Source organism: Mesorhizobium sp. M0659 (assembly GCF_040320605.1).
Classification (GTDB): domain Bacteria; phylum Pseudomonadota; class Alphaproteobacteria; order Rhizobiales; family Rhizobiaceae; genus Mesorhizobium.
The window spans coordinates 23,616-46,657 of record NZ_JAMYPY010000015.1; the positions used below are offsets into that span (position 1 = coordinate 23,616).

A 23,042-nucleotide genomic window follows, 5' to 3' on the forward strand; every position below is an offset into this window, starting at 1 on the left:
AGCCCAAGCCTTTTTAGGGGCGAGGGTTGCCATTCCCGCGCAAATATGGATTCGATAATAGATCGAACAACAAAATTATCTATAATTCAAACCAGCCAGGGAAGCCGCCATGACCGACATCGCCTTTTCGCCCTCCAAGCCCTCCTTCAGCCCGTTGCGCCTGCAAACCCGCTCGTATGCCTGGCAAGCCGCGGCCATCGTCATCGGCACGCTGTCCATTGCGCTCGCCTCCTACATGGAAGTGCCGATGCTGCCGGTTCCAATGAACATGCAGACCTTTGCGGTGACGCTGGTGGGCGCGCTCTACGGCTGGCGGCTCGGCGCGATCACCATCGCCGCATGGCTCGTCGAGGGCGCTGTGGGTTTGCCGGTGCTGTCGGGCGGAGCTGCCGGCATCCAGCATTTTGCCGGGCCGACCGCCGGTTATCTCTTCGCCTTCCCGCTCGTCGGCGCGCTTGTCGGCTGGCTGGCCGAGCGCGGCTGGAACGGCAACCGCGTGCTGCTCGCCTTCGCCGGCATGGTCCTCGGCAACCTCGCCTGCCTGGTTCTCGGCACGGCCTGGCTCGCCGTCATGATCGGCCTCGAACAGGCCATCGCCTTCGGTTTCCTGCCGTTCCTCGTCGGCGGCCTGCTGAAATCGGCGCTCGGCGCCGCGACGCTCAAGCTGTTTTGGAGCAACAAGGCGGACCCGGCAGGAGCATGATCCCGAAAAGTGGAGTCCGGTTTTCGGAAGAGATCATGCTCAAACAAAAAAATGGAGCCCCATCCCGATACCATCGGGATGGAACAGGCTCCGCTGGCGCGTCCTGACCGATGACCGTCCGGCTGCGCTCCCACCATCTGCTTTGCCTGCTGACCTATATCGGCGAAGGGTACAGCGCAGCCTTCGTCGCCAACTATGACGTGATCGCGAAACGTCTGGGCCGGGGCGAGGATATTCTGATCGTCTCCGGCCCCGACGACATCTGCCGGCCGCTGCTCGGCGAGGCCGAGCCCCACTGCTTGCGCGAAAGCGCCGCAGGCCGGGACGAGCTGGCAGCACGCGATGTCGGCAAGCTGCTGGCCCGGCCCATCGAGGCGGGCGTCCGTCTCAGCCTCGACGCGGCAACGCTTGCCGCCTCGCGCGCGGCCTTTTCAGCCGGCGTGACGCGTGAGGCCTGCCAGGGTTGCGAGTGGGCCGGCCTGTGCAGCACGATAGCGGCAGGCGGATATCGCGATGTCAGGCTGTAGCTCCCAACCCCGATCTGCTATTGTCGGAACCGACAGTGTCTGCGTCGCCATGGTTTGTTAATCGGGTGACCCGATTGTGAATTCGGCCCGGATTGCAGCCTGACCCCAAAAAGGCCATGCTTTGTCAGGAAAGATCGAGTCTATGGCTTCTCCGCGCCGACGCGGGATGGCGCTTGGCTGAAAGGGATACGATGCGGCAAGGACGTGCGCGCTGGCTCGCGGGGCTGGCAATTGTGGCAGGAATGGCGATTTCTCCGCTGCCTGCCTACGCCAAGGAATCGACCGGCCCGGTCAAGATCACCTCCTTCTCGGGCGCCTATCTCGCCGCCCGCATCGCCGAAGGCGACAACGACCTCGACAATGCCATCGCTTATTACAAGCAGGCGCTCGCCTTCAATCCCGGCGACACCTCGCTGCAGCAAAGCCTGATGCTGTCGCTGATCGCGCAAGGCCGCTTCGAGGAATCGCTGGTCTATGCGGACAAGCTCAAGGCAGTTCCCGACGTCGAGCGCTTCTCGCGTCTGGCTCTGGCGGTCGATTCCTTCCACAAGAAGGATTTCACCAAGGCGCAGTACTGGCTCAAGCTGTCGCTCGAATCCGATCTCGACCGGCTGATTTCCGGCGTCATGTCCGGCTGGGCACAAGAGGGCGCCGGCGACCCCACCGGGGCGATGGCCTCGATCGACAAACTGCAGGGGCCTGACTGGTTCGGCGTGTTCAAGTCCTTCCACCGCGCGCTGATCGCCGATGCCGCAGGCCTATCGGACAAGGCCGACGCGCTTTATGACGCGACCCTGACCGACGTCACGGCCGGCGGTGCCGCGCCCGAGACATGGATGCGCAACGCCCAGGCCTACGCGTCTTTCCTGGCGCGCAAGGGAAACAAGAACAAGGCGCTCTACGTGCTCGACAAGGCCGAGGCGTTCGCGCCCGGCAAGCTCGACATCCAGGCGCTTCGCGACAGGATCAGCAAGGGCGACAAGATCGAGCCCTTCGTCGCCAGTCCCTCCGAAGGCGCCGCTGAAATCCTGCTCGACCTCGCCATCGCGCTCAATCGCGGCGGCGGCGAGCCGTTCGTGCGCCTCTATCTGCAATATGCGCTCGCGCTCAAGCCCGACAGCGACGCCGCTTTGGTGCAGCTTGCCGCCGTTGCGGAGCAGCTGAAGGACGGCGAAGGCGCCATTGCGCTCTATAGCCGCATTCCAGCCTCCTCGCCGCTGAAGGAGCTTTCCGACCTGCAGCTCGGCCTCAACCTTGCCGATCTCAACCGTCACGACGAGGCTATCGCCCATCTGAAGGCATTCGTCGAAGCTCACCCCGATGACATGCGCGCCTATCTGGCGCTGGGCGGGGTCTATGCCTCGAAGGAGGATTTCCGCTCCGCCGCCACTCTCTACGACAAGGCGGTCGCGGTGCTGAAGACGCCGACCAATGCCAACTGGAACATCTACTATCAGCGCGGCATCGCCTATGAGCGGCTGAAGGAATGGCCCAAGGCCGAACCGAACTTCCTCAAGGCGCTTGAGCTGTTCCCCGACCAGCCGCAGGTGCTGAACTATCTCGGCTATTCCTGGGTCGACATGAACATGAACCTCAAGGAAGGCCTGGCGATGATCCAGAAGGCCGTCGACCTCAGGCCGAGCGACGGCTACATCGTCGATTCGCTGGGCTGGGCCTATTTCCGCATGGGCCGGTTCGAGGACGCCGTGCGCGAAATGGAGCGCGCCGTGTCGCTCAAGCCGGAAGATCCGGTGCTCAACGACCATCTCGGCGATGCCTATTGGCGCGTCGGCCGCAAGCTCGAAGCCACTTTCCAGTGGAACCAGGCGCGCGACCTGAAGCCGGATCCCGATGTGCTTGCCATTTTGCAGCAGAAGCTGATGAAGGGCCTGCCGCCGATCGAATCCAACACGGCGCAGGAAACCCCGAAGGTCAAGCCGGCCACCCCGCCAGCGCCGAAGGGGTGATCGGGCCATACTTCTGATGAAACGGGGCTCTCGCTGAGCCCCGTTTTTTCGGTTTGGCGTCTTAGAGCAATTCCAGGAAAGTGTGCGCGGTTTTCCGTTCGGAATTGCGACAGAAACAAAGAGATAGAGACGCCCTATCGCGATCGTCATTCTATGGCGGAGCAAGGAGCGAAGCGACGCGGCGCAGACCATAGAAGCCATGCCGTGACCCTTAAGGCGTTGCGAGGTGCAGAATTCTGCTCCGCTGCGTTCTTCGATCAAGGTCACGGAATGGATACCAGGTCTGCGCGACACCGCTTCGCGGCTGCTTCGCCCTGGAACGACGAAGTCGGGAAGGCTTTCAGCCAATCTCCAGCGTTGGCGCTCATTCTAGAACAGCTTTCGGTAGACGACGAACCCCGAGAGATCGCCGATCTTGTCGTAGAGCTTCATCGCCGTGTGGTTGGTTTCGTGTGTCAGCCAGTAGACGCGGCTGGAGCCTGCGGTTTGCGCCCTGGTATAGACGTCTTCGATCAGTGCCCGGCCGACGCCCTTGCCGCGCGACGCCTCATTGGTGAAGAGGTCCTGCAGATAGCAGTTCGGCGAAATCGCCGTCGTGGTGCGGTGATAGAGATAGTGGACAAGACCGAGAAGCTTGCCTTCGCTCTCCGCGACCAGCGCATGCATAGGCTCATAGGCATCGAAGAAGCGCGACCATGTCATTGCAGTGATGTCACCGGGCAGGGCGGTCTCGCCCGAGCGGCCGTAAAACGCATTGTAGCCGTCCCACAGCGGCAGCCATTGCTCGTAATCCTCTCGGGTGACGGGGCGTACGGTGAGCTGGCCTTGCATGGCTGAACCTCTGTCGTTGAAGCTGGGCGAGCAAACGGCCACCGGCACCGTCCGGCAATGGGCCAGTCCGAAGCAAAGCGTTCAACCTCTCATCAAGGCGGCCATAGGCGCTGCCTTGACGCTAGCCGGCCCGGCAACTAGGGAATGGCATCATTTCAGCGCTTTCCGAGGCCGCCGTGACGTCAGACAGTCCAGCCCATATGCATCCCAGTCGCTCGTTCCAGGGGCTGATCCTGACCCTGCACAATTACTGGGCCGCCTATGGCTGCGTCATCCTGCAGCCTTACGACATGGAAGTCGGCGCCGGCACCTTCCATCCGGCCACCACGCTGCGCGCGCTCGGGCCCAAGGGCTGGAACGCCGCCTACGTCCAGCCCTCGCGCCGGCCGAAAGACGGCCGCTATGGCGAAAACCCCAACCGGCTGCAGCATTATTACCAATACCAGGTGATCCTGAAGCCCAATCCGCCGAACCTGCAGGAGCTTTATCTCGGCTCGCTCAAGGCGATCGGCGTCGATCCGTTGCTGCACGACATTCGCTTCGTCGAGGACGACTGGGCAAGCCCGACGCTTGGCGCCTGGGGGCTCGGCTGGGAGTGCTGGTGCGACGGCATGGAAGTGTCGCAGTTCACCTATTTCCAGCAGGTCTGCGGCATCGAATGCGCGCCGGTGGCGGGAGAACTGACCTACGGCCTGGAGCGGCTGGCCATGTATGTGCAGGGCGTCGACAATGTCTACGACCTCAACTTCAATGGCCGAGAAGGCGCCGAAAAAGTCACCTATGGCGATGTCTTCCTGCAGGCCGAGCAGGAATATTCCAGGCACAATTTCGAATATGCCAACACCGCCATGCTGCTCAGGCATTTCGAGGACGCCGAAGCCGAATGCAAGGCGCTGCTCGCGGCCGGCGCCCCGGCTTCGAACGACAATCTGCCGATGCACCGCATGGTCTTCCCGGCCTATGACCAGTGCATCAAGGCCAGCCACGTCTTCAACCTGCTCGACGCGCGCGGCGTGATTTCGGTGACCGAGCGGCAGAGCTACATCCTGCGGGTGCGCAATCTGGCGAAGGCCTGCGGCGAGGCGTTCCTCCAAACCCAGGCCGGCGGCCTCGCCGCCTGAGGTTCAGGCCCACTTTATCATTTCGGGGGAAATGTTGATTGGCGCCGAGAACTGGCCAGTCGATCCCGCCATGGTCCGCATAGCCTGCCGTACGCCCGGCATCGAGAAGGCGCCATGCACCTGCGCGGCGAAACAGGCGCTGAGCGCGATGATCTGGAGAAGTCTCGATGCCGTTTTCATGGTCGTTCAGCCAATAGGTCCCTGCCTGAGCGTTGGTCGCTTCAGCGCTGCGTTTGGTTCATGGAAATCTTTGATCCAAGGACGGGCGGGCTGGTTGCGGCCCGACAGGGGCGGTCAAATTTCTGGAAACAGCGGTCAGCCGAGTTGCTATGCCCTCTTACCTCCCCCTAGATGGGGGAGGTCGCCGCGAAGCGGCGGGTGGGGGTGACAGCGCGACGTTCCATGCCAAAACTCGATCGATTCAAGCTGCAGTCTGCGCAAAGGCTTCGCGCGGCGATGACCGACGAGGAACGCATCCTGTGGCGGCATCTGTGGCGCATTCCAGTAGAAGGCACTCATTTTCGCAGGCAGGCGTCGGTAGGCGTTTACTTCCCTGATTTCATCTCCCACCGGCTGAAGCTGATCATTGAGGTGGACGGTGTCCATCACAGCTTCGATGACCAGCTGCGCCATGACGAGCGTCGAACGAAATGGTTCGAGAGCCAAGGCTACCGCGTCATTCGCTTCTGGAACCATGAAATCAAAAACGAACTGGATTCCGTGCTCGATACGATCTATGCGGCGGTGGAAGAACGAAAATCACACCTGCGTTTGCGCGATGGTGCCGAAGGTATCGGCGGCTGAGAGGTCGCCACCCCACCCCGGCGCTACGCGCCGACCCTCCCCATCGAGGGGAGGGTGGGAGCCTAACTATGCCTGATCTGCTTCTAGAACTCCGCTCGGAAGAGATTCCCGCCCAGCCGCGCAACCGCAGCGCCGGAGGCGCGAGGACGCGCAATCAGGAAGAAGGCATGCGGGTGGAGAAACTCTGATGCCTGATCTTTTGCTAGAACTTGGCTCCGAGGAAATCCCCGCCCGGCCGCGCAACCGCAGCGCCGGAGGCGCGAGGACGCGCAATCAGGGAGAAGGCATGCGGGTGGAGAAACTCTGATGCCGGATTTGTTGCTGGAACTCCGCTCCGAGGAAATCCCCGCCCACATGCAGCGCAAGGCGGCGGGCGATCTCAGGAAGATGCTGACCGACGGTCTGGTCGAGGCGGGTCTGACCTATGACGCCGCGCGCGAATACTGGACGCCGCGGCGCCTGGCGCTCGATGTCAGGGGCCTGACCGCGCGCTCGAAGGACATCCACGAGGAGATCAAGGGGCCGTCGACGGCGGCGCCGGACCAGGCGGTGCAGGGTTTTCTGCGCAAGGCAGGCCTTGCCTCGGTTGCCGAGGCGCATGTTCATTCCGATCCGAAGAAGGGCGATTTCTACGTCGCCCATATTTCGAAGCCGGGCAGGGCGGCGGAAGAAATCATCGCCGAACTGGTGCCGGCCATCATTCGCGGCTTCCCCTGGCCGACATCGATGCGCTGGGGGCCGGCTTCAGCCAAGCCCGGTTCGCTGCGCTGGGTGCGGCCGCTGCAGACGATTCTGTGCACCTTCGGCCCGGAGACCGAGGAGCCGGTGGTGGTCGATTTCGAGATCGATGGCATCCGCTCGGGCAATATCACCTACGGCCATCGTTTCATGGCGCCGGGAGAAATCACCGTGCGCCGCTTCGACGATTACGTGACCAAGCTGGAAGCGGCCAAGGTCGTGCTCGATGGCGACCGCCGCAAGGAGATCATCCTTGCCGACGCCCGCAACCTCGCCTTCGCCAACGGGCTCGATCTGGTCGAGGACGAAGGGTTGTTGGAAGAAGTGTCGGGCCTGGTCGAATGGCCGGTGGTGCTGATGGGCGAATTCGAGCAGGCCTTTCTGGCCATACCGCCAGAAGTGGTCCGGCTGACCATCCGCGCCAATCAGAAATGCTTTGTCACCCGTCCGCAAGGCGACGGCGAAAACCTCTCCAACCGCTTCATCCTCACCGCCAACATCGAGGCCAAGGATGGCGGCAAGGAGATCGCGCACGGCAACGGCAAGGTGGTGCGCGCGCGCCTGTCGGACGCGCTGTATTTCTGGAAGACCGACCAGGGCGATCTGCCGGATCTGGAGCAGATCGAGGCGTCGGCGAAGAAATTCGGGCTCGATCTGAAAAAGTCGCTCGACCAGCGCATGGCCCGCCTCGACCATCTCAATGTGACTTTCCATGCCAAGCTCGGCACGCAAGGCGAGCGGGTAGAGCGGATCAAGCGGCTGGCGGAAGAGCTGGCGCCAACAGTGGCGCAGTCGATCTCCCCCCTTGAGGGGGAGATGGCCGGCAGGCCAGAGGGGGTCGCTTCGGCTGCCGCGACGCCGTCCGGTCTCTCGAAGAAAGAGGGAGTTGGCGCTCCACGCGAGACGACCCCCTCTGTCGCCTTCGGCGACATCTCCCCCTCAAGGGGGGAGATTACCGCGCTCGCGGCCCGCGCCGCGGTGCTGGCCAAGGCTGATCTCACCACCGAAGTGGTCGGCGAGTTTCCGGAACTGCAGGGCGCCATGGGCCGCAAATACGCGCTGCTGCAAGCCGAGCATCCGTCCGTGGCTGCGGCGATCGAGGAACACTACAAACCGCAAGGTCCGTCGGATAGCGTGCCGACCAATCCGGTGTCGATTGCCGTCGCGCTGGCCGACAAAATCGATACGCTGGTCGGCTTCTGGGCAATAGATGAAAAGCCGACGGGATCAAAAGACCCCTATGCGCTGCGCCGGGCGGCGTTGGGCGTGGTTAGAATATTGATTGAGAATCGTATCCGTTTGGCGCTGACACCCATCTTTGGGAGCGCTTACGAGTGGGCGAACTATCTCGATAAGAATGCTACTTCAACGCTGGAAGTGAGGGCGGAGCAGATTTATCGCTCCGACCTCCTCGCCTTCTTCCACGACCGCCTGAAAGTCTATCTCCGCGACAAGGGCGCCCGTCACGATCTCATCGATGCGGTCATCACGCCGCAGTCGGACGACCTCCTGCAGATCGTCCGCCGCGTCGAGGCGCTAGGGTCCTTCCTCGACACCGAGGACGGCAAGAACCTGCTCGCCGGCGCCAAGCGCGCGGCCAACATTCTGGCGGCCGAGGAGAAGAAGAAAACGCGCGTCGCCGCAACTGTAGAGCCGGCGCTGTTTCGCGAGGAGGCCGAGAAATCGCTGTTTGCGGCGGTGAATCAGGCGGAGAGAGAAGCCGGCGAAGCGATTCAAAACGAAGACTTTTCCGCCGCCATGCTGGCGCTTAGCGTGTTGCGTGAACCGGTTGATTCATTCTTTGAACGCGTTCTCGTGAATGATGAGGACCAGGCCGTGCGCGCCAACCGCCTGGCGCTGCTGGCTCGCATCCGCACGGCCACCGATCAGGTCGCGGATTTTTCCAGGATAGCTGGCTAAAGGGCAGATAAGCCCGAAGACAGCGACGACAAGGGCGGTGCTCACACGCCGCCCTTCTTGTCCGTGACCAACGTGTCAGTCTTGAGGCTGACTCCGTCAGTCCTCCCGAGGTTGACGAAGTCAATCCTCCAAAATGCTGACATGCACGCTGTCTGAATAGACGTCGACCTGGATCAGCGGCTCGCCATTGACGATGGCGTTCCGTGTCGAGGAGCTCATCGCGCCACCGCGCTTCAGCATGCGTTCCAGATACGCGCGATCATCGTTGCTGCGGAACCAGTCATCGCCCTGGTCGTCGGCATCGCGCCGGTGGAACTTGTGCCAGTTGGCACGGTCCTGCCGCACCATCTGTGCTGCGCTGCTCAGCTCATAGCCGTCGCTGGCATGGTGGTCGCGATCGGAAATGCGCGCGACGTAGGACCCTAGCTCGTCACCGGCCTGCGCGCCGCCGACAGCTATAGGTGACGCCAGCAACAGGCCGGCAATGGTCAAAGATTTCGTCATGTTCATGATAACCCCTCGCTCTCCTAGAACCCGGCGCGCTCATGCCAAACCCGATTGGCGAAATTGGGGCCGCCGCCGCCAAGCCGATCGTGCGCCGGGGCGTCGATCGGCGTCAAGCGGCATGGATCGGCCGACTGTCTTGGCCGACTGTCTTGGCTGAATGGCCTACTCGGCTTTGCCGACGCCCTCGATCGGCTGCTGCGGTGTTGCTGCCGGCTGCGGCGCTGCCGGTTGCGACTCGGGCTTGCCGTTCGATGCCGTTGCAGTTCCGGCTGGCGCGGTCTCTGCCGTCGTCTCCGCTGCCGGCGCCGCGGCGCTCGCCCTGGCCGGAGCCGGCGCGGCGAAGGCGCCGCCGACGACGCCGCCGCGAATGATCATCGGGTCCTGCCTGGGCTTTTCGGGGATCGCCGCGACCTTTTCATAGGTCACATCGGGCTGGGCATCGCCGAGCGCGACGATCGATGGCGACGAGGCGATCCTGACCGGTTCGGCTCCGCCGATCTTGATGATTGACGGCGTCGAGGTCGAGACGCCGAGAAAGACGATCGACGAGGCGTGCGCCCTACCGGTCATCGCCGCCAGGGTGAAACCAAGCGCTCCAAGCACACGCATCGACATCGAAACCGTCCCCTTGCCCAACAAGCTGCCAGCCCTAACCCAGGTAGCCTAGCCCCAGTGGATTGATGCCGCCTTGCAGGGAAACATAGCATTTTAGGCATTGATAATTCGCCAACGCTGGCTTGCCCGAAAACCACTGCCGTATTAGAGCAATTCCAGGAAAAGTGAGTAGCGGTTTTCCGTCCGGAATTGCGCAAAAACAAATACTTAGAGCGTTTGAGCGAACAGCTGAACCGCTCTAACGCATGTCGCTCAAAAGTGGCCCCGGTTTTGAGAGAACGACATGCATCAAAACAAAGACCTAAAGCGCGTCGCATGAATCCGGTTCAGCGCGACGCGCTCTAGGTCCGGTGCCTGTGAGGTGAAGCGAGTGGCTGAGATACTATCCGTCGGCGAAGCGATGGAGCAGGCGTTGGCGCTGCTTGAGGGCGGCGACGTCGTCGCCATCCCGACGGAGACCGTCTATGGACTGGCCAGCGACGCGACCAATGGCGTCGGCGTCGCCCGCATCTTCGAAGCCAAGGGCCGGCCGCGCTTCAACCCGCTGATCGCCCATGTCGCCGATCTCGCGATGGCCGAGCGCATTGCGATCTTCGACCCGCTTTCGAAGCGGCTGGCCGAGGCGTTCTGGCCGGGGCCGCTGACGCTGGTGCTGCCGCTCCGACCCGGCAACGGCATCCATCCGCTGGTCACCGCCGGGCTCGATACGATCGCGCTGCGCATGCCGAGGGGCTTCGGCGGCGAGCTGATCGCCAGGCTCGGCCGGCCGCTGGCCGCGCCCAGCGCGAACTCTTCGGGCAAGATAAGCGCCACGACGGCGCAAGCCGTGGCGGCCGATCTCGGCGCCAAAATCCGGCTGGTGGTCGATGGCGGCGCCACCCCGGTCGGGCTGGAATCGACCATCGTCAAGGTCGAAGGCAACAGCGTGCGGCTGCTGAGGCCAGGCGGCATCGCTGCCGCCGATATCGAGGCCGTCACCGGCATCAAGCTGCAGCGCGGCGCGACAGCCGGCATCGAGGCGCCCGGCATGCTGGCGTCGCATTATGCGCCGAGCGCATCGGTGCGGCTCGATGCACAGAGTGTGGCTGAAGGCGAGGCCTTGCTGGCCTTTGGTGGCGACCGCGCCGAAGGCTGGCAAGCGGCGGCCGCCTTGCGCAACCTGTCCGCGTCAGGCGATTTGCGCGAAGCCGCAAGCAATCTGTTCGCGTATTTGCAGGAACTCGACCGCAGCGGTGCGGCGACGATCGCCGTCGAGCCGATCCCGTTCGATGGGCTCGGCGAGGCGATCAACGATCGGCTGTTTCGTGCCGCTGCCCCCCGTGACAAGCTCGACTGAGCGCCATAGTTTGCGCCGATGAACGACTCCCCCTTCGACCTCGATCCCGCTCTCATCGACCGCTTCACTGCCATTGTCGGCGAAAAATATGCACTGCGCGACCAAGCTGATATTGCGCCGTATCTGACTGAGCGGCGCGGGCTGTGGCACGGCAGGACGGCCTTGGTGCTGCGTCCCGGCAGCGTCGACGAGGTCAGCCGGATCATGCGGCTGGCGAGCGAAACGGGAACGCCGGTCGTGCCGCAGAGCGGCAACACCGGGCTGGTCGGCGCGCAGGTGCCTGATACCTCGGGCCGCGAGATCGTGCTGTCGCTGTCGAGGCTGAACCGCATCCGCGAGATCGACGTGTTGTCCAACACGGTGACTGTCGAGGCCGGCGTCATCCTGCAGACGCTGCAGGAAGCGGCAGACGCCGCCGACCGGCTGTTTCCGCTGTCGCTTGCCGCGCAAGGCTCCTGCCAGATCGGCGGCAATCTATCCTCCAACGCCGGCGGCACCGGCGTGCTTGCCTATGGCAATGCGCGCGAACTCTGCCTCGGCGTCGAAGTGGTGCTGCCGACCGGCGAAGTCTTCGACGATCTGCGCAAACTGAAGAAGGACAACACCGGTTACGATCTGAAGAACCTGTTCGTCGGCGCCGAAGGCACGCTCGGCATCATCACTGCGGCGGTGCTGAAGCTGTTTCCCAAGCCCAAGGGGCGCGAAGTGGCCTTTGCCGGCCTGTCGTCGCCGGAAGCAGCCCTTTCGCTGTTCAGCTTGGCGATGGACCGGGCAGGGGCGGCACTCACCGCCTTCGAACTGATCGGCCAGCGCCCTTATGATTTCACGCTGCGCCATGCGCAGGGCGTCACGCGGCCGCTGGCGCAGGATTGGCCATGGTATGTGTTGATGCAGGTGTCGTCGGGCCGTTCGGCCGAGGACGCCAGGGGGCTGATCGAAGAAGTGCTGTCGGCAGGCCTCCAGCAAGGCATCGTCGGCGACGCGGTGATCGCGGCCAGCCTGGCGCAGGGCGACGCGTTCTGGAACTTCCGCGAGGTGCTGCCGGATTCGCAAAAGCCCGAAGGCGCTTCGATCAAGCATGATATTTCGGTACCGGTGGCATCCATCCCGGCGTTTATCGAAAAGGCGGCCGGTGCAGTGGCTTCGGTCAGTCCGCAGGCGCGCGTGGTCTGCTTCGGCCATATGGGCGACGGCAATCTCCACTACAACATCTCCCGGCCGGAGGGCGGTGACGACGAAGCGTTTCTCGGCCTCTACCACGCCATGAACCATGCCGTGCACGATGTCGTGCGCTCCTTCCACGGCTCGATCTCGGCCGAGCACGGCATCGGCCAGTTGAAGCGCGACGAGCTGATCGCCACCGCGCCGCCAATGGCGATCGAGCTGATGCGCCGGGTGAAGGCCGTCTTCGATCCGGCCGGCATCATGAATCCCGGTAAGGTTATCTGATCCTTTCAACATTTTGTGGCTGGTCTCATTCCGATAACCATCGCCTGAGATCAGCAAAATTTAACTGACTTTCTTAAGCCGGGCGGCAGAAGCTCGCGCTAATGTTTCACACAACGAGGCCGGGAAAACCGGCCCGGAGAGACCCGCAAAACGGCTCTCAGGAGAAACACAGGAAGGCAGCAGATGAACAGTGTATTGAAGCCCGTCTGGGCCGGGCGCAACATGCGCCTCGACCCATTCCGCCTGCCGCAAGTGGTGAGCTATGCCACGCGCGACGACTATGGCGACGTTACCTTCACCATCGACCAGCGCGGCGCCGTCATCCGCCGCACGCTCGAGATGAGCGGCGTGCCGGCGATCATCGCGCTGCCCGCCAACGCGTTTCGCGGCGTCGCCGCCCGCGCGATGGAGGATGCGCAAGGCAATGTCACGGTAACCCTCGAACTCCTGCACAACGACCCGATGCTGTCGGTGCCGCTGCTGGTGGCCGACGATCTCGACGACGTCGCCGCCGACTGGCGCGCCTGGGCCGATGCTTACCGGCTGCAGATGCTGCTGATCGAATCCGACGGCATTGCCCGCACGCTTGAGGAATCGCTCGGCGCCGCCATCAAGGCGCTGCCGGCCAAGGATCGCCGCAAGGGCCGGGTCTCGACCACGCGCCGCCCGCGCTTCCTCGCCCGCCGCAGGGCCGGCAATCTCGGGCTGAGACTGGTGATCGACGGCCAGGAGATTATTTCGAGAGAGTAGCTTGACCGGCGATTGGCGAAACCGCCGACGACAGCCTTCTTCTCCCCGTCACTATACGGGGGTTGAGGAGCGGTCCGCGTAGCGGACGAAAAGCCAATTGCTTGGCTTTTCGAGTAACGAACGCCCGGCAGGGCGATGAGGGGCGGCGCTGACCGAGGCATTTCTCGCAATATCGCCGCTGTGCATCTCACCTCAACTGCAAAGATGGGCGCTGCCCTCATCCGGCTGCCGCCACCTTCTCCCCGTGTAGTGACGGGGAGAAGGTGATTAAACCAGCGGCTTTAGCGCTACCCACAGCGCACCGCCGATCAGGCCGATGAAGATCAACCAGCCGACCTGGTTGTTGGATTTGAACAGCCGCAGGCACTGATCGGGATCGTCGATATCCAGAACCGCTATCTGCCGCGCCATATGGGCGCCGGCGGCGATCAGCCCGGCCAGCGCCACCACAGGCGCCTGCGCCGAGGCGAAGGCGATGGCGAAGCAGACCAGCGTGCCGCCATAAAGCCCGACCAGCCAGGTCTTGGTGTTGTCGCCGAACAGCCGCGCCGTCGAGCGCACGCCGACAATGGCGTCGTCTTCCTTGTCCTGATGCGCGTAGATAGTGTCGTAGCCGATCACCCACAGGATTGAGCCGATATAGAGCATGACGGCCGGGCCATCGAGATCGCCGAACTCCACCGCCCAGCCCATCAGCGCACCCCAGGAGAAGGCGAGCCCGAGCACCAATTGCGGCCAGTTGGTGAAGCGCTTCATGAAGGGATAGACGGCAACGATGACCAGCGAGACGATGCCGAGCGGAATGGCGAAGTCGTTGAACTGCAGCAGCACGACGAGGCCCAGCAAGGCCTGGATGACCAGGAACGCCCAGGCTTGGCGGCGCGTCACCTTGCCGGCCGGCAATGGCCGCGAGCGCGTGCGCTCGACCTTGTTGTCGATGTCCTGGTCGACAATGTCGTTATAGGTGCAGCCGGCGCCACGCATGGCGACGGCGCCGACAAAGAACAGGAACAGGAACCACGGCGACGGCAGCAATGTGAGCAACGGGTCTGCCGGGCGGGGATAGGCGCTGGCCGCAAGCGCTGCCGACCACCAGCAGGGCCACAGCAGCAATTGCCAGCCGATCGGCCGGTCCCAGCGCGCAAGCTGCGCGTAAGGCCACAGCCAGCGCGGCAATATCTTGTAGACCCAATGGCCGCTCGGCGCGTCGGCGACGCGGCCCTGTGCGGCTTTCGACTGGATGGTTTCCATCGTGCTGGAGTGGCAGCAGCGGCGTGCGCCGTCAAGCGGCCGCATTGTCGCTCAGGCGGTGAAAATATCGTGGCTGGCAAACCATTCCTTCGCCACCTCCGTGAAGGCCAGCGCCGCCTTCGACAGCCTTTGCCTTGTGTCATGGGTGAGGATGATGCGCTGCATCGGCAGCGGATCGGACAGCGGCTTGCAGACCAGCGGCAGCCCGTCATAACTCCTGTCGCCATAGGGCCTGGTGTAGCTCACCGCGACGCCGAAGCCGTTGGCGACCATGCTGCGCTGCAGTTCGAACGAACTCGCCGTCGATTGCGAGACCGGCGACAGGCCGCGGCTGAGGAACAGGTCCAGCATATGCTGCCAGCTATGCGGCTGGTCGGTGGTGATCAAGGGATGGGTCGCCAGCTCCGCCAGGCTGACGCTCGCCTGGCTGGCCAGTGCGTGGCCTTGCGGCAGAAGCGCGTGTGGCCGCAGCTCATGCAGCAGGATGCGGGCGAAGTGCGAGGGCAGGCCGAGATCGTAGGTCAGGCCGAGATCGATTGCCGCATCGCCGAGCCGCCGGCCCAGCGTCTCGAAGGTCTCGTCGCGGACCACCACGGTGACCGCCGGGCAGCGTTGCGAAAAAGCGCGGATCAGCGCCGGCGCGAAATAGGGCGCCAGATCCTCGAAACAGCCGAGCACAAGTTCGCCCCCGACATCGGCGTCGCGCGTCCCGAGCCCAACCAGTTCGTCCGCTTCGGCCAGCACCTGCTTTGCCTTCGCCACCGCGCTGCGGCCGAACGAGGTCAGCGCGATGCCGCTGCCGCGCTGGCGCACGAACAGTTTCTGGCCGAGCGTCGCTTCGACATTGTCGATCGCCACCGAGATCGACGGCTGCGAGACGTTCAGCATCCGCGCGGCCGCGGTGACGCTGCCACGCCGTGCGACGGCGACGAGGTAACGCAGCTGGGTGAGGGTCAGATTCATAGTCTAAAACTATACGAGAGATGAGAAGTTATTATTTTACGCGATGTGCGGCGGCTGCGATAGTCGGTCATCGAAACAGGAAGACATGAGATGGCCGCCAGACATATTGATGCCGCAGCGATTGCCGACTACCAGCGCGACGGCGCGGTCTGCATACGCGGCGCCTTCAAGGACTGGGTCGGCACCATCGCCGCCGGCATCGAGCGCAACATGCAAAACCGCAGCGCCACGGCTTCGGACATCGCCAACGGCAAGGGCAGCTTCTTCGACGATTACTGCAATTGGGAGCGCATTCCCGAATTCGTCGACGTGGTGCGCAATTCCCCGGCCGCGGAACTCGCGGCAGCGGCGATGCAGTCGCGCAGCGCCCAGTTCTTCCACGACCATGTGCTGGTCAAGGAACCGGGCACGCAAAAGCCGACGCCTTGGCACCAGGACATCCCGTATTACTTCGTCGATGGCACCCAGACCGTCAGCTTCTGGATTCCGATCGATCCGGTCAAGGAAGCGACGCTGCGGCTGATCGCCGGCTCGCACAAATGGGACAAGATGATCCTGCCGGTGCGCTGGCTAGATGACAGCAATTTCTATGCCGGCGAGGGCGACTACCTCCCCGTGCCGGATCCAGACAAGGACCCGTCGCTGAAGGTGCTCGAATGGGAGATGGAACCGGGGGACGCCATCCTGTTCGACTTCCGCACCGCGCATGGTGCGCGCGGCAATCCGACCGCGGCGCGGCGCCGGGCGCTGTCGCTGCGCTGGGTCGGCGACGATGCGCGCTATGTCGAGCGCCCCGGCCGTACCTCGCCGCCCTATGCCGGCCATGACATGAAGCCCGGCCAGAAACTGCGCGAGGACTGGTTTCCAGTGGTCTTCCAGAGCTGATACCGGCCGGGGACGCCGTGCTCTCGGCGCGACGTTCCCGTGCGCAACCGGTATGGCGCAAGGTAAAACTCTTGACCCGCGCCGCCCGGGGCAATAGCGCAGTCCCTGTCGTGAAATGACAAGGGACATCGGCATGCGCGTTTTGTTGATCGGCTCCGGCGGCCGCGAACATGCCCTGGCCTGGAAGATCGCGGCCTCGCCGCTTTTGACCAGGCTCTATGCCGCGCCCGGCAATCCGGGCATCGCCCACGAGGCCGAACTGGTCAAGCTCGACATCGCCGACCATGCCGCTGTTGCCAGCTTCTGCCAGGACAACGCGATCGATCTCGTCGTCGTCGGGCCGGAAGGGCCGCTGGTCGCCGGCATTGCCGACGATCTGCGTGAGCAGGGCATCCGCGTCTTCGGCCCGTCGAAGCGGGCAGCGCGGCTCGAAGGCTCGAAAGGTTTTACCAAGGACCTTTGCGCCAAATACGGCATCCCGACCGCCGCCTATGGCCGCTTCACCGATCTTGCCTCGGCGAAAGCCTATGTCGAAAAGGTCGGCGCGCCGATCGTCATCAAGGCCGACGGGCTTGCCGCCGGCAAGGGCGTCACCATCGCCATGACGCTGGACGAGGCGCGCGCCGCCCTCGATGCTTGTTTCGACGGCGCATTCGGTGACGCCGGTGCCGAGGTCGTGGTCGAGGAATTCATGACCGGCGAGGAGGCAAGCTTCTTTTGCCTCTGCGACGGCACGACCGCACTTCCCTTTGGCACCGCACAGGACCACAAGCGCGTCGGCGACGGCGATACCGGCCCCAATACCGGCGGCATGGGCGCCTATTCGCCGGCGCCGGTGATGAGCCCCGAAATGGTCGAGCGCACCATGCGCGAGATCGTCGAGCCGACCATGCACGGCATTGCCGAGCTTGGCGCGCCGTTCGCCGGTATTCTGTTTGCCGGGCTGATGATCACCGACAAGGGGCCGAAGCTGATCGAATACAATACCCGCTTCGGCGATCCCGAGTGCCAGGTGCTGATGATGCGGCTGAAGGACGATCTGCTGGTGCTGCTCAACGCCGCCGTCGACGGCCAGTTGGCGCACAGTTCGATCCGCTGGCGCGACGATGCCGCGCTGACCGTGGTGATGGCGGCACAGGGCTATCCCGGGACGCCGGAAAAAGGCTCGGTCATTCGGGGTCTCGACGAAGCCGCTGGCGAAGGCGTTGAGATTTTCCATGCCGGCACTGCCATCAATGGCGGCGCGCTGGTCGCCAATGGCGGCCGCGTGCTCAACGTCACGGCATCAGGCAAGACGGTGGGCGAAGCGCAAAGCCGCGCTTACGCCGCGCTCGACCTTATCGACTGGCCGCAAGGCTTCTGCCGCCGCGACATAGGCTGGCAGGCGGTGGCGCGGGAAAAGGCCAGCGCCGCCACATAAGCCTCAGCGCTCGCGAACCAGTTCCGTCGAAGCGGTGCTGACCGGGTCGGCGGCCTGCGAGAAGGCGGCCTCGAGCAGAGCCTCCGAACGATACGCGGTCCGCTTCCAGGCGACATACTCGGCAATGCCGAAGCGCGCGCGGCGCGGCACCGTCTTGACCACCGGCATGCGGAAGGCGGCGCGGAATGTCTGCCAGCGCGCGCCGAGCACCGCCACCATTTCCTCGACCGTCGGTGGCGTCGCCACATCGGCGTATGTGATGGTGACTTTGCCGGCGAGCCCGGCCGCGCGCGACACCGGCACCGGTATCGAGGCGAGGTAGTCGGGCGGCACGTCGATCAGGCCGCCGAAGGGCCATTGCTGGCGCAGTGCCGCCGCGTCCATCGGCGCGACGTTGACGTCGATGTCGTTGGGCGTGCCGGCGACGCGGTAGGGGCAGCGCAGGCGCCCGCAATTGGCCTGCGCCGAGAACTGCCACAGCGCATAGCCCTGCCAGTTGCCCATCGGAAAATGCACGTCGATGTCGGGCTTGTAGCGCGCATACCAGAGCGGCAGCCGCGACAGCAGACGGTATTGGTAGCGGTTGTCGGCGATGTACTGGGCGGTCTTGCCGTTGGTGTAGAGGATCGGGAAACGGCCGAGCCGCCGGTGCACCTGGCGCACGAATTCCTCGGCATCCTCGAGCGACATCCATTGCGAGGGGTCGTTGCCTTCGAGATCGAGGGCGAGCAGATCGTCAGGGGCTGGCTCTGCGAAATCGATGAAACTGTTGGCCTGCTCGAGCGGATTGCCGGGGCGGGCAAGATGATACGCGCCCCATCTCAGGCCGAGCGCCTTGGCCACCACCTTGCGCGTCTGAAACAGCTCGCGCGTCACCGCAAAGCGTTTCCACAATGTCTTGCAGAGTTTGACCGTAGGCTCGTCGCCGTAGCAGAAATAGGGCGGCGGCAGCCCGTCGGAGGCCTTGTTGATGAAGCCGACAATGCGCTTGTCGGTGGCAAGCTGCGCCCAGTCGATGGAATTGTATTCATAGGCGTCGACCACCAGCGCGCGGTCGCCATCCCGCCAAGGCTCGGAAAAGTCCGAGGCTGTAGCCGCTGACGTCAGCGCCATCATCGCCGCGAGAGCGATCGCTGAGCGGCGAAGAAGATGCGCCGGCGTTTTCAAACAGGGGATCCCCGCTGACCAAACACCGATGGTGGACCGGTATGGTTAAGGAAGTGCTTTCGGGCAGGAGTCCTGTCGCTCTCGCGATTTCGTCATTCTATGGCGAAGCAAGGAGCGAAGCGACGCGGCGCGGACCATAGTATGCATTCCGCGACTTCGAAGCGCTGCCACGGCGCGGAATTCTGCACCGTTGCGCCCCTAGCGCGAGGTCGCGACATGGTACTCGGCGTCCGCTACGCTCCCGCTCCACCTGTGGACGACGAAGTTCGATGAAAATCCGCGTGACAAAGTTTGACGTTTACGTAAAAAGAAGGTCGGAGGCCGCCCAGAGGCGGATGGTTTTGCATCGGCCCGGGTCCTAGGATCGAGCGGCCGGAGCAGCGGAGGAGAAAGCGGCATGTACAAGGCCCCGGTCGGCGACATTTCGTTCACGCTCAAGCATGTCGCCGGGCTCAAGCCGGCGCTCGACCGCGGCACGTTCGGGGACCTCGGCGAAGACCTTGTCGACGCCATCCTGTCCGAGGCCGGCCGCTTCGCCAGCGAGGAAGTGGCGCCGCTCTACAAGATCGGCGACCAGCATGGCGCGGTGCTGAAGGATGCGACCGTGACCACGCCGCCCGGCTGGAAGGCGCTTTACCGCAGCTGGATCGACGGCGGCTGGAACGCGCTGTCGGGACCGGAAGAATTCGGTGGCCAGGGCCTGCCGACCATGGTCGGCGTTGCCGCGCTCGAAATGTGGAACTCCGCCGCCATGGCCTTTGGCATCGGCCCGACGCTGACCATGGGCGCGGTCGAGGCGCTCGACAAGCATGCTTCCGAAGCGCTGAAGGCAAAGTATCTGGCAAAGCTCGTCTCCGGCGAGTGGATGGGGACGATGAACCTGACCGAGTCGCAGGCCGGTTCCGATCTCGCCGCCTTGCGCAGTCGCGCCGAGCCTGCCGGCGACGGCACCTACCGCATCTTCGGCCAGAAAATCTTCATCACCTATGGCGAGCATGATTTCACCGACAACATCATCCATCTGGTGTTGGCGCGGCTGCCCGACGCACCGGCCGGCACGCGCGGCATCTCGCTGTTTTTGGTGCCGAAATTCCTGGTCAATGATGACGGCTCGCTCGGCGCCCGCAACGACGTCTTCTGTTCCGGCCTCGAGCACAAGCTCGGCATCCATGCCTCGCCGACTTGCACCATGATCTATGGCGACGGGTTCCAGGGTGCTGCGCCCGGCGCCATCGGTTGGCTGATAGGCGAGGAGAACAAGGGGCTCGCCTGCATGTTCACCATGATGAACAACGCGAGGCTTTGCGTCGGCATGCAGGGCGTGGCAGTGGCCGAAGCCGCGACGCAGAAGGCGATCGCCTATGCCAATGAGCGCCGCCAGGGCAAGGCATCGGACTTTTCAGGCGCCGGGATGGCGCCGATCGTCCATCACCCCGACGTGCAGCGCAATCTCTTGACCATGAAGGCTTTGACCCAGATCGCCCGCGCCATCTCGTATTCCTGCGCCTATGCCATCGACTTCGCGCGTGTGTCGACAGGCGAGGAGGCCGCGCATTGGCGCGATCGCGCCAATCTGCTGACGCCGCTGGCCAAGGCCTTTTCCACCGATATCGGCGTCGATGTCGCATCGCTCGGCGTCCAGGTCCACGGCGGCATGGGCTTCATCGAGGAGACGGGCGCGGCCGCGCTCTATCGCGACGCCCGCATTGCGCCGATCTATGAAGGCACCAACGGCATCCAGGCGATCGACCTTGTAGCCCGCAAATTGCCGCTTGGCGGCGGCGAGCATGTGCATGGCTATATCGCCGAACTGAAGGCCATCGCCGACGAGGTGCGGACCTCGAACCTGCAGGGCTTCGGCCGCACCGCCGAAGCGCTTGACCAGGCGTTCGACGATCTCACCGAGGCGACGCGCTTCCTGCAGAAGCTGCTGGCCGACGGCCGTCTGGACGAAGCGCAAGCCGGTGCGACCCCCTATCTCAGGCTGATCTCGCTTGCTGCCGGCGGCGCTTATCTGGCGCGTGGCGGACTTGCCCAGCAGAGCCGCATCGCCCTTTGCCGCTTTTTCGCCGAAAACCTGCTCGGCGAAGTCAGCGCCTTGAAGGAACGCGTCATCGATGGCGCCGAGAGCCTCGCTACCGCCGGCAAGGCGCTGATAACGGCCTGAATACCAGAGCGCTCACCAGGGAAGAATGACCGTGACAGACCATATTCTCGTCGAGCGCCAGGGCGCCATCCAGATCATCCGCATGAACCGTCCCGACAAGAAGAACGCACTGACGCGCGCCATGTACGCGACAATGTCCAAGGCGCTGGCCGATGGCGATGCCGATCCGGCGGTCCGCGTCCATGTCTTCCTCGGTGTTTCAGGCGCCTTCTCTTCCGGCAACGATCTCGCCGATTTCCTGGTCATCGCCACCGGCGGTGAAGGCGGCAACGAGGTCTGGGACTTCCTGATGGCGCTGGCCAAAACGGAGAAGCCGATGGTCTCCGGCGTCGACGGCATTGCCGTCGGCATCGGCACCACGCTCAATTTGCATTGCGACCTGACTTTCGCCACGCCGCGCACTGTGTTCCGCACACCCTTCGTCGACCTCGGCCTGGTGCCGGAGGCGGGCTCCAGCCTGCTGGCGCCGCTCATCCTCGGCAGGCAGGGCGCCTTCGCGCTGCTTGGGCTCGGCGAAGGTTTTTCCGCCGAACGCGCCAAGGCCGCCGGCCTGATCTATGCGGTGGTCGAGGAGGACGGGCTAGAAGCCGCGGTACTCGCAGCGGCCGGCGCGATCGCCGCCAAGCCGCCGCAGGCGCTGAAGATCGCTCGTGACCTGATGCGCGCCCCGCGCCACGAGCTTGTCGCCCGCATCAAGGTGGAGAGCGAGCATTTCTCCGAGCGGCTGAAGTCCGACGAAGCGCGCGCCGCGTTGACGGCCTTCATGACACGCAAGAAGGCCTGAACCTCTCCTCAGGGATAAAGCCGTGTCTTGTCCCAGCCGCCTTCGGCGTTGCGCGAAAAGACCAGCCGATCGTGCAGCCGGAACGGCCGGTCGTGCCAGAACTCGATCGCCTGCGGCACGATGCGGAAGCCCGACCAGTGCTTTGGCCGCGGGATTTCGCCGATAGGGTAGCGCGCCGTGTATTCGGCCACCGCCTTCTCCAGGGCAAAGCGGCTTTCCAGCGGCCGCGACTGTTTCGAAGCCCATGCGCCGATCCGGCTGCCGCGCGGCCGCGTCGCGTAATAGGCGTCGGCTTCAGCGTCGCTGACGATCTCCACCGGACCGCGTATGCGCACCTGGCGGCGCAGCGATTTCCAGTGGAAGCACATCGCCGCCTTCATGCTGCCAAGAATCTCGCGGCCCTTGGCGCTCTCGAAATTCGTGTAGAAGACAAAGCCGCTTTCATCGAAGCCCTTGAGCAGCACCATCCGCACATCCGGCATGCCGTCGGCATCGACGGTTGCAAGTGCTACGCCGTTGGCGTCGTTGATTTCGCTTTTCTTGGCGTCCTCCAGCCACTCAGCAAAGAGCCGGAACGGCTCGGCGGCTTCGGTAAAGTCACTACTTGTTAACTCAGTGTCACTCATAGTTTTTCTCAAATTGTCTCGAGCTTCAGGAGGTTGCCGATTGTCGCGTATCGCGCAAGCTTTTGACAGCGGGCAATGGAGCGTTATCGCTTCGGCCAGTTCGAAAGCCGTGATCGTGATTATCGCACTGCCGCTTGCCGCCTGCGGCGCCGGCGGCTTCAGCCTGGAAAAGGCCGAGGTTGATCGTTCCATCGTCACCTCAAGCGCGCCGGCCAGGGTGACATCGACGGACGCCGACAGCGCTTCCGACCAGACCACGATCGGCAATGCGGTGTCTTCGGCCGACATCGAGGAGCTTCGCGGCCAGGCCGTGCCGTGGGCGAATGCCTACACCGGCTCGCGTGGCTCCATCACCGAACTCGCCGAAGTGCAGGACAACGGCCAGGCCTGCCGCAGCTTTACCGCCTCGCGCGAAAGCTTCGACGGCGTCGCTTTGTTCAAGGGGCAATTGTGCATCGCCGCGGCCGGCGGCTGGCACATGCAGGACTTCAAACCGCTCTGATTTTCGAGG

The 23,042-nt window shown here is 63.9% G+C and carries 22 protein-coding genes; 14 read left to right on the forward strand and 8 right to left on the reverse strand.

Annotated features, from left to right (window positions below):
* Nucleotides 1-109 precede the first annotated feature (109 nt).
* The 3 genes from NKI31_RS22200 to NKI31_RS22210 all read left to right on the forward strand — a co-directional run bounded on the left by NKI31_RS22200 (nt 110) and on the right by NKI31_RS22210 (nt 3,197).
* Nucleotides 110-703 carry a biotin transporter BioY gene (locus tag NKI31_RS22200; RefSeq protein ID WP_352498418.1) on the forward strand — a complete coding sequence of 198 codons (594 nt, stop codon included), beginning with the start codon at nt 110-112 and terminating at the stop codon, nt 701-703.
* Nucleotides 704-813: 110 nt separating this feature from the next.
* The gene (locus tag NKI31_RS22205; RefSeq protein WP_023735592.1) at nt 814-1,230 is read left to right on the forward strand and encodes a DUF1284 domain-containing protein; all 417 of its coding nucleotides are present in this window, start codon (nt 814-816) and stop codon (nt 1,228-1,230) included.
* 191 nt (nt 1,231-1,421) lie between these two features.
* Entirely contained in the window at nt 1,422-3,197 is a 1,776-nt protein-coding gene (locus NKI31_RS22210) for a tetratricopeptide repeat protein (RefSeq protein ID WP_352652585.1), read from the forward strand.
* 369 nt (nt 3,198-3,566) lie between these two features.
* Here NKI31_RS22210 and NKI31_RS22215 read toward each other — a convergent pair whose 3' ends face one another.
* Nucleotides 3,567-4,028, reverse strand: coding sequence for a GNAT family N-acetyltransferase (locus NKI31_RS22215; protein ID WP_023684366.1), 462 nt, complete (start codon nt 4,026-4,028; stop codon nt 3,567-3,569).
* Between the two features lie 176 nt (nt 4,029-4,204).
* Between NKI31_RS22215 and NKI31_RS22220 the strand changes: the two genes are divergently transcribed.
* The gene (locus tag NKI31_RS22220; protein WP_023687115.1) at nt 4,205-5,149 is read left to right on the forward strand and encodes a glycine--tRNA ligase subunit alpha; all 945 of its coding nucleotides are present in this window, start codon (nt 4,205-4,207) and stop codon (nt 5,147-5,149) included.
* A gap of 3 nt (nt 5,150-5,152) precedes the next feature.
* On the opposite strand, the gene NKI31_RS22225 is transcribed toward NKI31_RS22220, so the two are convergent.
* On the reverse strand, nt 5,153-5,329 hold the full coding sequence (locus NKI31_RS22225; protein ID WP_352652544.1) for a hypothetical protein: 177 nt from the start codon (nt 5,327-5,329) through the stop codon (nt 5,153-5,155).
* Between the two features lie 222 nt (nt 5,330-5,551).
* Between NKI31_RS22225 and NKI31_RS22230 the strand changes: the two genes are divergently transcribed.
* Together NKI31_RS22230 and glyS are read left to right on the forward strand one after the other, a co-directional pair.
* Nucleotides 5,552-5,953, forward strand: a complete 402-nt coding sequence (locus NKI31_RS22230; protein WP_352460048.1) for an endonuclease domain-containing protein — start codon at nt 5,552-5,554, stop codon at nt 5,951-5,953.
* Between the two features lie 306 nt (nt 5,954-6,259).
* Nucleotides 6,260-8,611 carry a glycine--tRNA ligase subunit beta gene (gene glyS, locus NKI31_RS22235; protein ID WP_352652545.1) on the forward strand — a complete coding sequence of 784 codons (2,352 nt, stop codon included), beginning with the start codon at nt 6,260-6,262 and terminating at the stop codon, nt 8,609-8,611.
* Between the two features lie 120 nt (nt 8,612-8,731).
* Here glyS and NKI31_RS22240 read toward each other — a convergent pair whose 3' ends face one another.
* Nucleotides 8,732-9,121, reverse strand: coding sequence for a hypothetical protein (locus NKI31_RS22240; protein WP_023818981.1), 390 nt, complete (start codon nt 9,119-9,121; stop codon nt 8,732-8,734).
* A gap of 159 nt (nt 9,122-9,280) precedes the next feature.
* Nucleotides 9,281-9,733 carry a hypothetical protein gene (locus tag NKI31_RS22245; RefSeq protein ID WP_352652546.1) on the reverse strand — a complete coding sequence of 151 codons (453 nt, stop codon included), beginning with the start codon at nt 9,731-9,733 and terminating at the stop codon, nt 9,281-9,283.
* A 370-nt stretch (nt 9,734-10,103) separates the two neighbouring features.
* Between NKI31_RS22245 and NKI31_RS22250 the strand changes: the two genes are divergently transcribed.
* The 3 genes from NKI31_RS22250 (at nt 10,104) to NKI31_RS22260 (ending at nt 13,268) form a co-directional block, all read left to right on the forward strand.
* On the forward strand, nt 10,104-11,069 hold the full coding sequence (locus tag NKI31_RS22250) for an L-threonylcarbamoyladenylate synthase (RefSeq protein ID WP_031193423.1): 966 nt from the start codon (nt 10,104-10,106) through the stop codon (nt 11,067-11,069).
* Between the two features lie 18 nt (nt 11,070-11,087).
* On the forward strand, nt 11,088-12,518 hold the full coding sequence (locus NKI31_RS22255; RefSeq protein WP_352652547.1) for an FAD-binding oxidoreductase: 1,431 nt from the start codon (nt 11,088-11,090) through the stop codon (nt 12,516-12,518).
* A 183-nt stretch (nt 12,519-12,701) separates the two neighbouring features.
* A complete protein-coding gene (locus tag NKI31_RS22260) occupies nt 12,702-13,268 on the forward strand; it encodes a DUF6101 family protein (protein WP_023668457.1) in 567 nt (188 codons plus the stop codon).
* Between the two features lie 267 nt (nt 13,269-13,535).
* On the opposite strand, the gene ubiA is transcribed toward NKI31_RS22260, so the two are convergent.
* Together ubiA and NKI31_RS22270 are read right to left on the reverse strand one after the other, a co-directional pair.
* On the reverse strand, nt 13,536-14,519 hold the full coding sequence (gene ubiA / locus NKI31_RS22265; protein WP_352652586.1) for a 4-hydroxybenzoate octaprenyltransferase: 984 nt from the start codon (nt 14,517-14,519) through the stop codon (nt 13,536-13,538).
* A gap of 51 nt (nt 14,520-14,570) precedes the next feature.
* Complete coding sequence (locus tag NKI31_RS22270; RefSeq protein ID WP_352652548.1) at nt 14,571-15,482, reverse strand: LysR family transcriptional regulator; 912 nt, start codon at nt 15,480-15,482, stop codon at nt 14,571-14,573.
* A gap of 90 nt (nt 15,483-15,572) precedes the next feature.
* Between NKI31_RS22270 and NKI31_RS22275 the strand changes: the two genes are divergently transcribed.
* Together NKI31_RS22275 and purD are read left to right on the forward strand one after the other, a co-directional pair.
* Nucleotides 15,573-16,367 (forward strand): phytanoyl-CoA dioxygenase family protein, encoded by a 795-nt coding sequence (locus NKI31_RS22275; protein WP_352652549.1) that lies wholly within the window; start codon nt 15,573-15,575, stop codon nt 16,365-16,367.
* A 133-nt stretch (nt 16,368-16,500) separates the two neighbouring features.
* Nucleotides 16,501-17,787 (forward strand): phosphoribosylamine--glycine ligase, encoded by a 1,287-nt coding sequence (purD, locus tag NKI31_RS22280; protein WP_352652550.1) that lies wholly within the window; start codon nt 16,501-16,503, stop codon nt 17,785-17,787.
* A 3-nt stretch (nt 17,788-17,790) separates the two neighbouring features.
* Here the strand turns inward: purD and NKI31_RS22285 are convergent, their stop codons facing one another.
* A complete protein-coding gene (locus NKI31_RS22285) occupies nt 17,791-18,903 on the reverse strand; it encodes a glycoside hydrolase family 25 protein (protein ID WP_352652588.1) in 1,113 nt (370 codons plus the stop codon).
* A 448-nt stretch (nt 18,904-19,351) separates the two neighbouring features.
* Between NKI31_RS22285 and NKI31_RS22290 the strand changes: the two genes are divergently transcribed.
* Both NKI31_RS22290 and NKI31_RS22295 read left to right on the forward strand, forming a co-directional pair.
* Nucleotides 19,352-21,121, forward strand: coding sequence for an acyl-CoA dehydrogenase family protein (locus tag NKI31_RS22290; RefSeq protein ID WP_286456335.1), 1,770 nt, complete (start codon nt 19,352-19,354; stop codon nt 21,119-21,121).
* A gap of 31 nt (nt 21,122-21,152) precedes the next feature.
* On the forward strand, nt 21,153-21,905 hold the full coding sequence (locus tag NKI31_RS22295; RefSeq protein WP_352652551.1) for a crotonase/enoyl-CoA hydratase family protein: 753 nt from the start codon (nt 21,153-21,155) through the stop codon (nt 21,903-21,905).
* Between the two features lie 8 nt (nt 21,906-21,913).
* Here the strand turns inward: NKI31_RS22295 and pdxH are convergent, their stop codons facing one another.
* Nucleotides 21,914-22,543 (reverse strand): pyridoxamine 5'-phosphate oxidase, encoded by a 630-nt coding sequence (gene pdxH / locus NKI31_RS22300; RefSeq protein WP_081725434.1) that lies wholly within the window; start codon nt 22,541-22,543, stop codon nt 21,914-21,916.
* Between the two features lie 28 nt (nt 22,544-22,571).
* On the opposite strand from pdxH, the gene NKI31_RS22305 reads away from it, so the two are divergent.
* Nucleotides 22,572-23,033: an RT0821/Lpp0805 family surface protein gene (locus NKI31_RS22305; RefSeq protein WP_023818973.1), complete on the forward strand. Its 462-nt coding sequence runs from the start codon at nt 22,572-22,574 to the stop codon at nt 23,031-23,033.
* Nucleotides 23,034-23,042: the final 9 nt, after the last annotated feature.

What these genes read in the sequence shown, in the direction of transcription:
- NKI31_RS22200 (WP_352498418.1), top strand. Translation starts at nt 110, where the DNA reads ATGACCGACATCGCCTTTTCGCCCTCCAAGCCCTCCTTCAGCCCGTTG.
- NKI31_RS22205 (WP_023735592.1), top strand. Translation starts at nt 814, where the DNA reads ATGACCGTCCGGCTGCGCTCCCACCATCTGCTTTGCCTGCTGACCTAT.
- NKI31_RS22210 (WP_352652585.1), top strand. Translation starts at nt 1,422, where the DNA reads ATGCGGCAAGGACGTGCGCGCTGGCTCGCGGGGCTGGCAATTGTGGCA.
- NKI31_RS22215 (WP_023684366.1), bottom strand. Translation starts at nt 4,028, where the DNA reads ATGCAAGGCCAGCTCACCGTACGCCCCGTCACCCGAGAGGATTACGAG.
- NKI31_RS22225 (WP_352652544.1), bottom strand. Translation starts at nt 5,329, where the DNA reads ATGAAAACGGCATCGAGACTTCTCCAGATCATCGCGCTCAGCGCCTGT.
- NKI31_RS22230 (WP_352460048.1), top strand. Translation starts at nt 5,552, where the DNA reads ATGCCAAAACTCGATCGATTCAAGCTGCAGTCTGCGCAAAGGCTTCGC.
- glyS (WP_352652545.1), top strand. Translation starts at nt 6,260, where the DNA reads ATGCCGGATTTGTTGCTGGAACTCCGCTCCGAGGAAATCCCCGCCCAC.
- NKI31_RS22240 (WP_023818981.1), bottom strand. Translation starts at nt 9,121, where the DNA reads ATGAACATGACGAAATCTTTGACCATTGCCGGCCTGTTGCTGGCGTCA.
- NKI31_RS22245 (WP_352652546.1), bottom strand. Translation starts at nt 9,733, where the DNA reads ATGTCGATGCGTGTGCTTGGAGCGCTTGGTTTCACCCTGGCGGCGATG.
- NKI31_RS22255 (WP_352652547.1), top strand. Translation starts at nt 11,088, where the DNA reads ATGAACGACTCCCCCTTCGACCTCGATCCCGCTCTCATCGACCGCTTC.
- NKI31_RS22260 (WP_023668457.1), top strand. Translation starts at nt 12,702, where the DNA reads ATGAACAGTGTATTGAAGCCCGTCTGGGCCGGGCGCAACATGCGCCTC.
- ubiA (WP_352652586.1), bottom strand. Translation starts at nt 14,519, where the DNA reads ATGGAAACCATCCAGTCGAAAGCCGCACAGGGCCGCGTCGCCGACGCG.
- NKI31_RS22270 (WP_352652548.1), bottom strand. Translation starts at nt 15,482, where the DNA reads ATGAATCTGACCCTCACCCAGCTGCGTTACCTCGTCGCCGTCGCACGG.
- NKI31_RS22275 (WP_352652549.1), top strand. Translation starts at nt 15,573, where the DNA reads ATGGCCGCCAGACATATTGATGCCGCAGCGATTGCCGACTACCAGCGC.
- purD (WP_352652550.1), top strand. Translation starts at nt 16,501, where the DNA reads ATGCGCGTTTTGTTGATCGGCTCCGGCGGCCGCGAACATGCCCTGGCC.
- NKI31_RS22285 (WP_352652588.1), bottom strand. Translation starts at nt 18,903, where the DNA reads ATGATGGCGCTGACGTCAGCGGCTACAGCCTCGGACTTTTCCGAGCCT.
- NKI31_RS22290 (WP_286456335.1), top strand. Translation starts at nt 19,352, where the DNA reads ATGTACAAGGCCCCGGTCGGCGACATTTCGTTCACGCTCAAGCATGTC.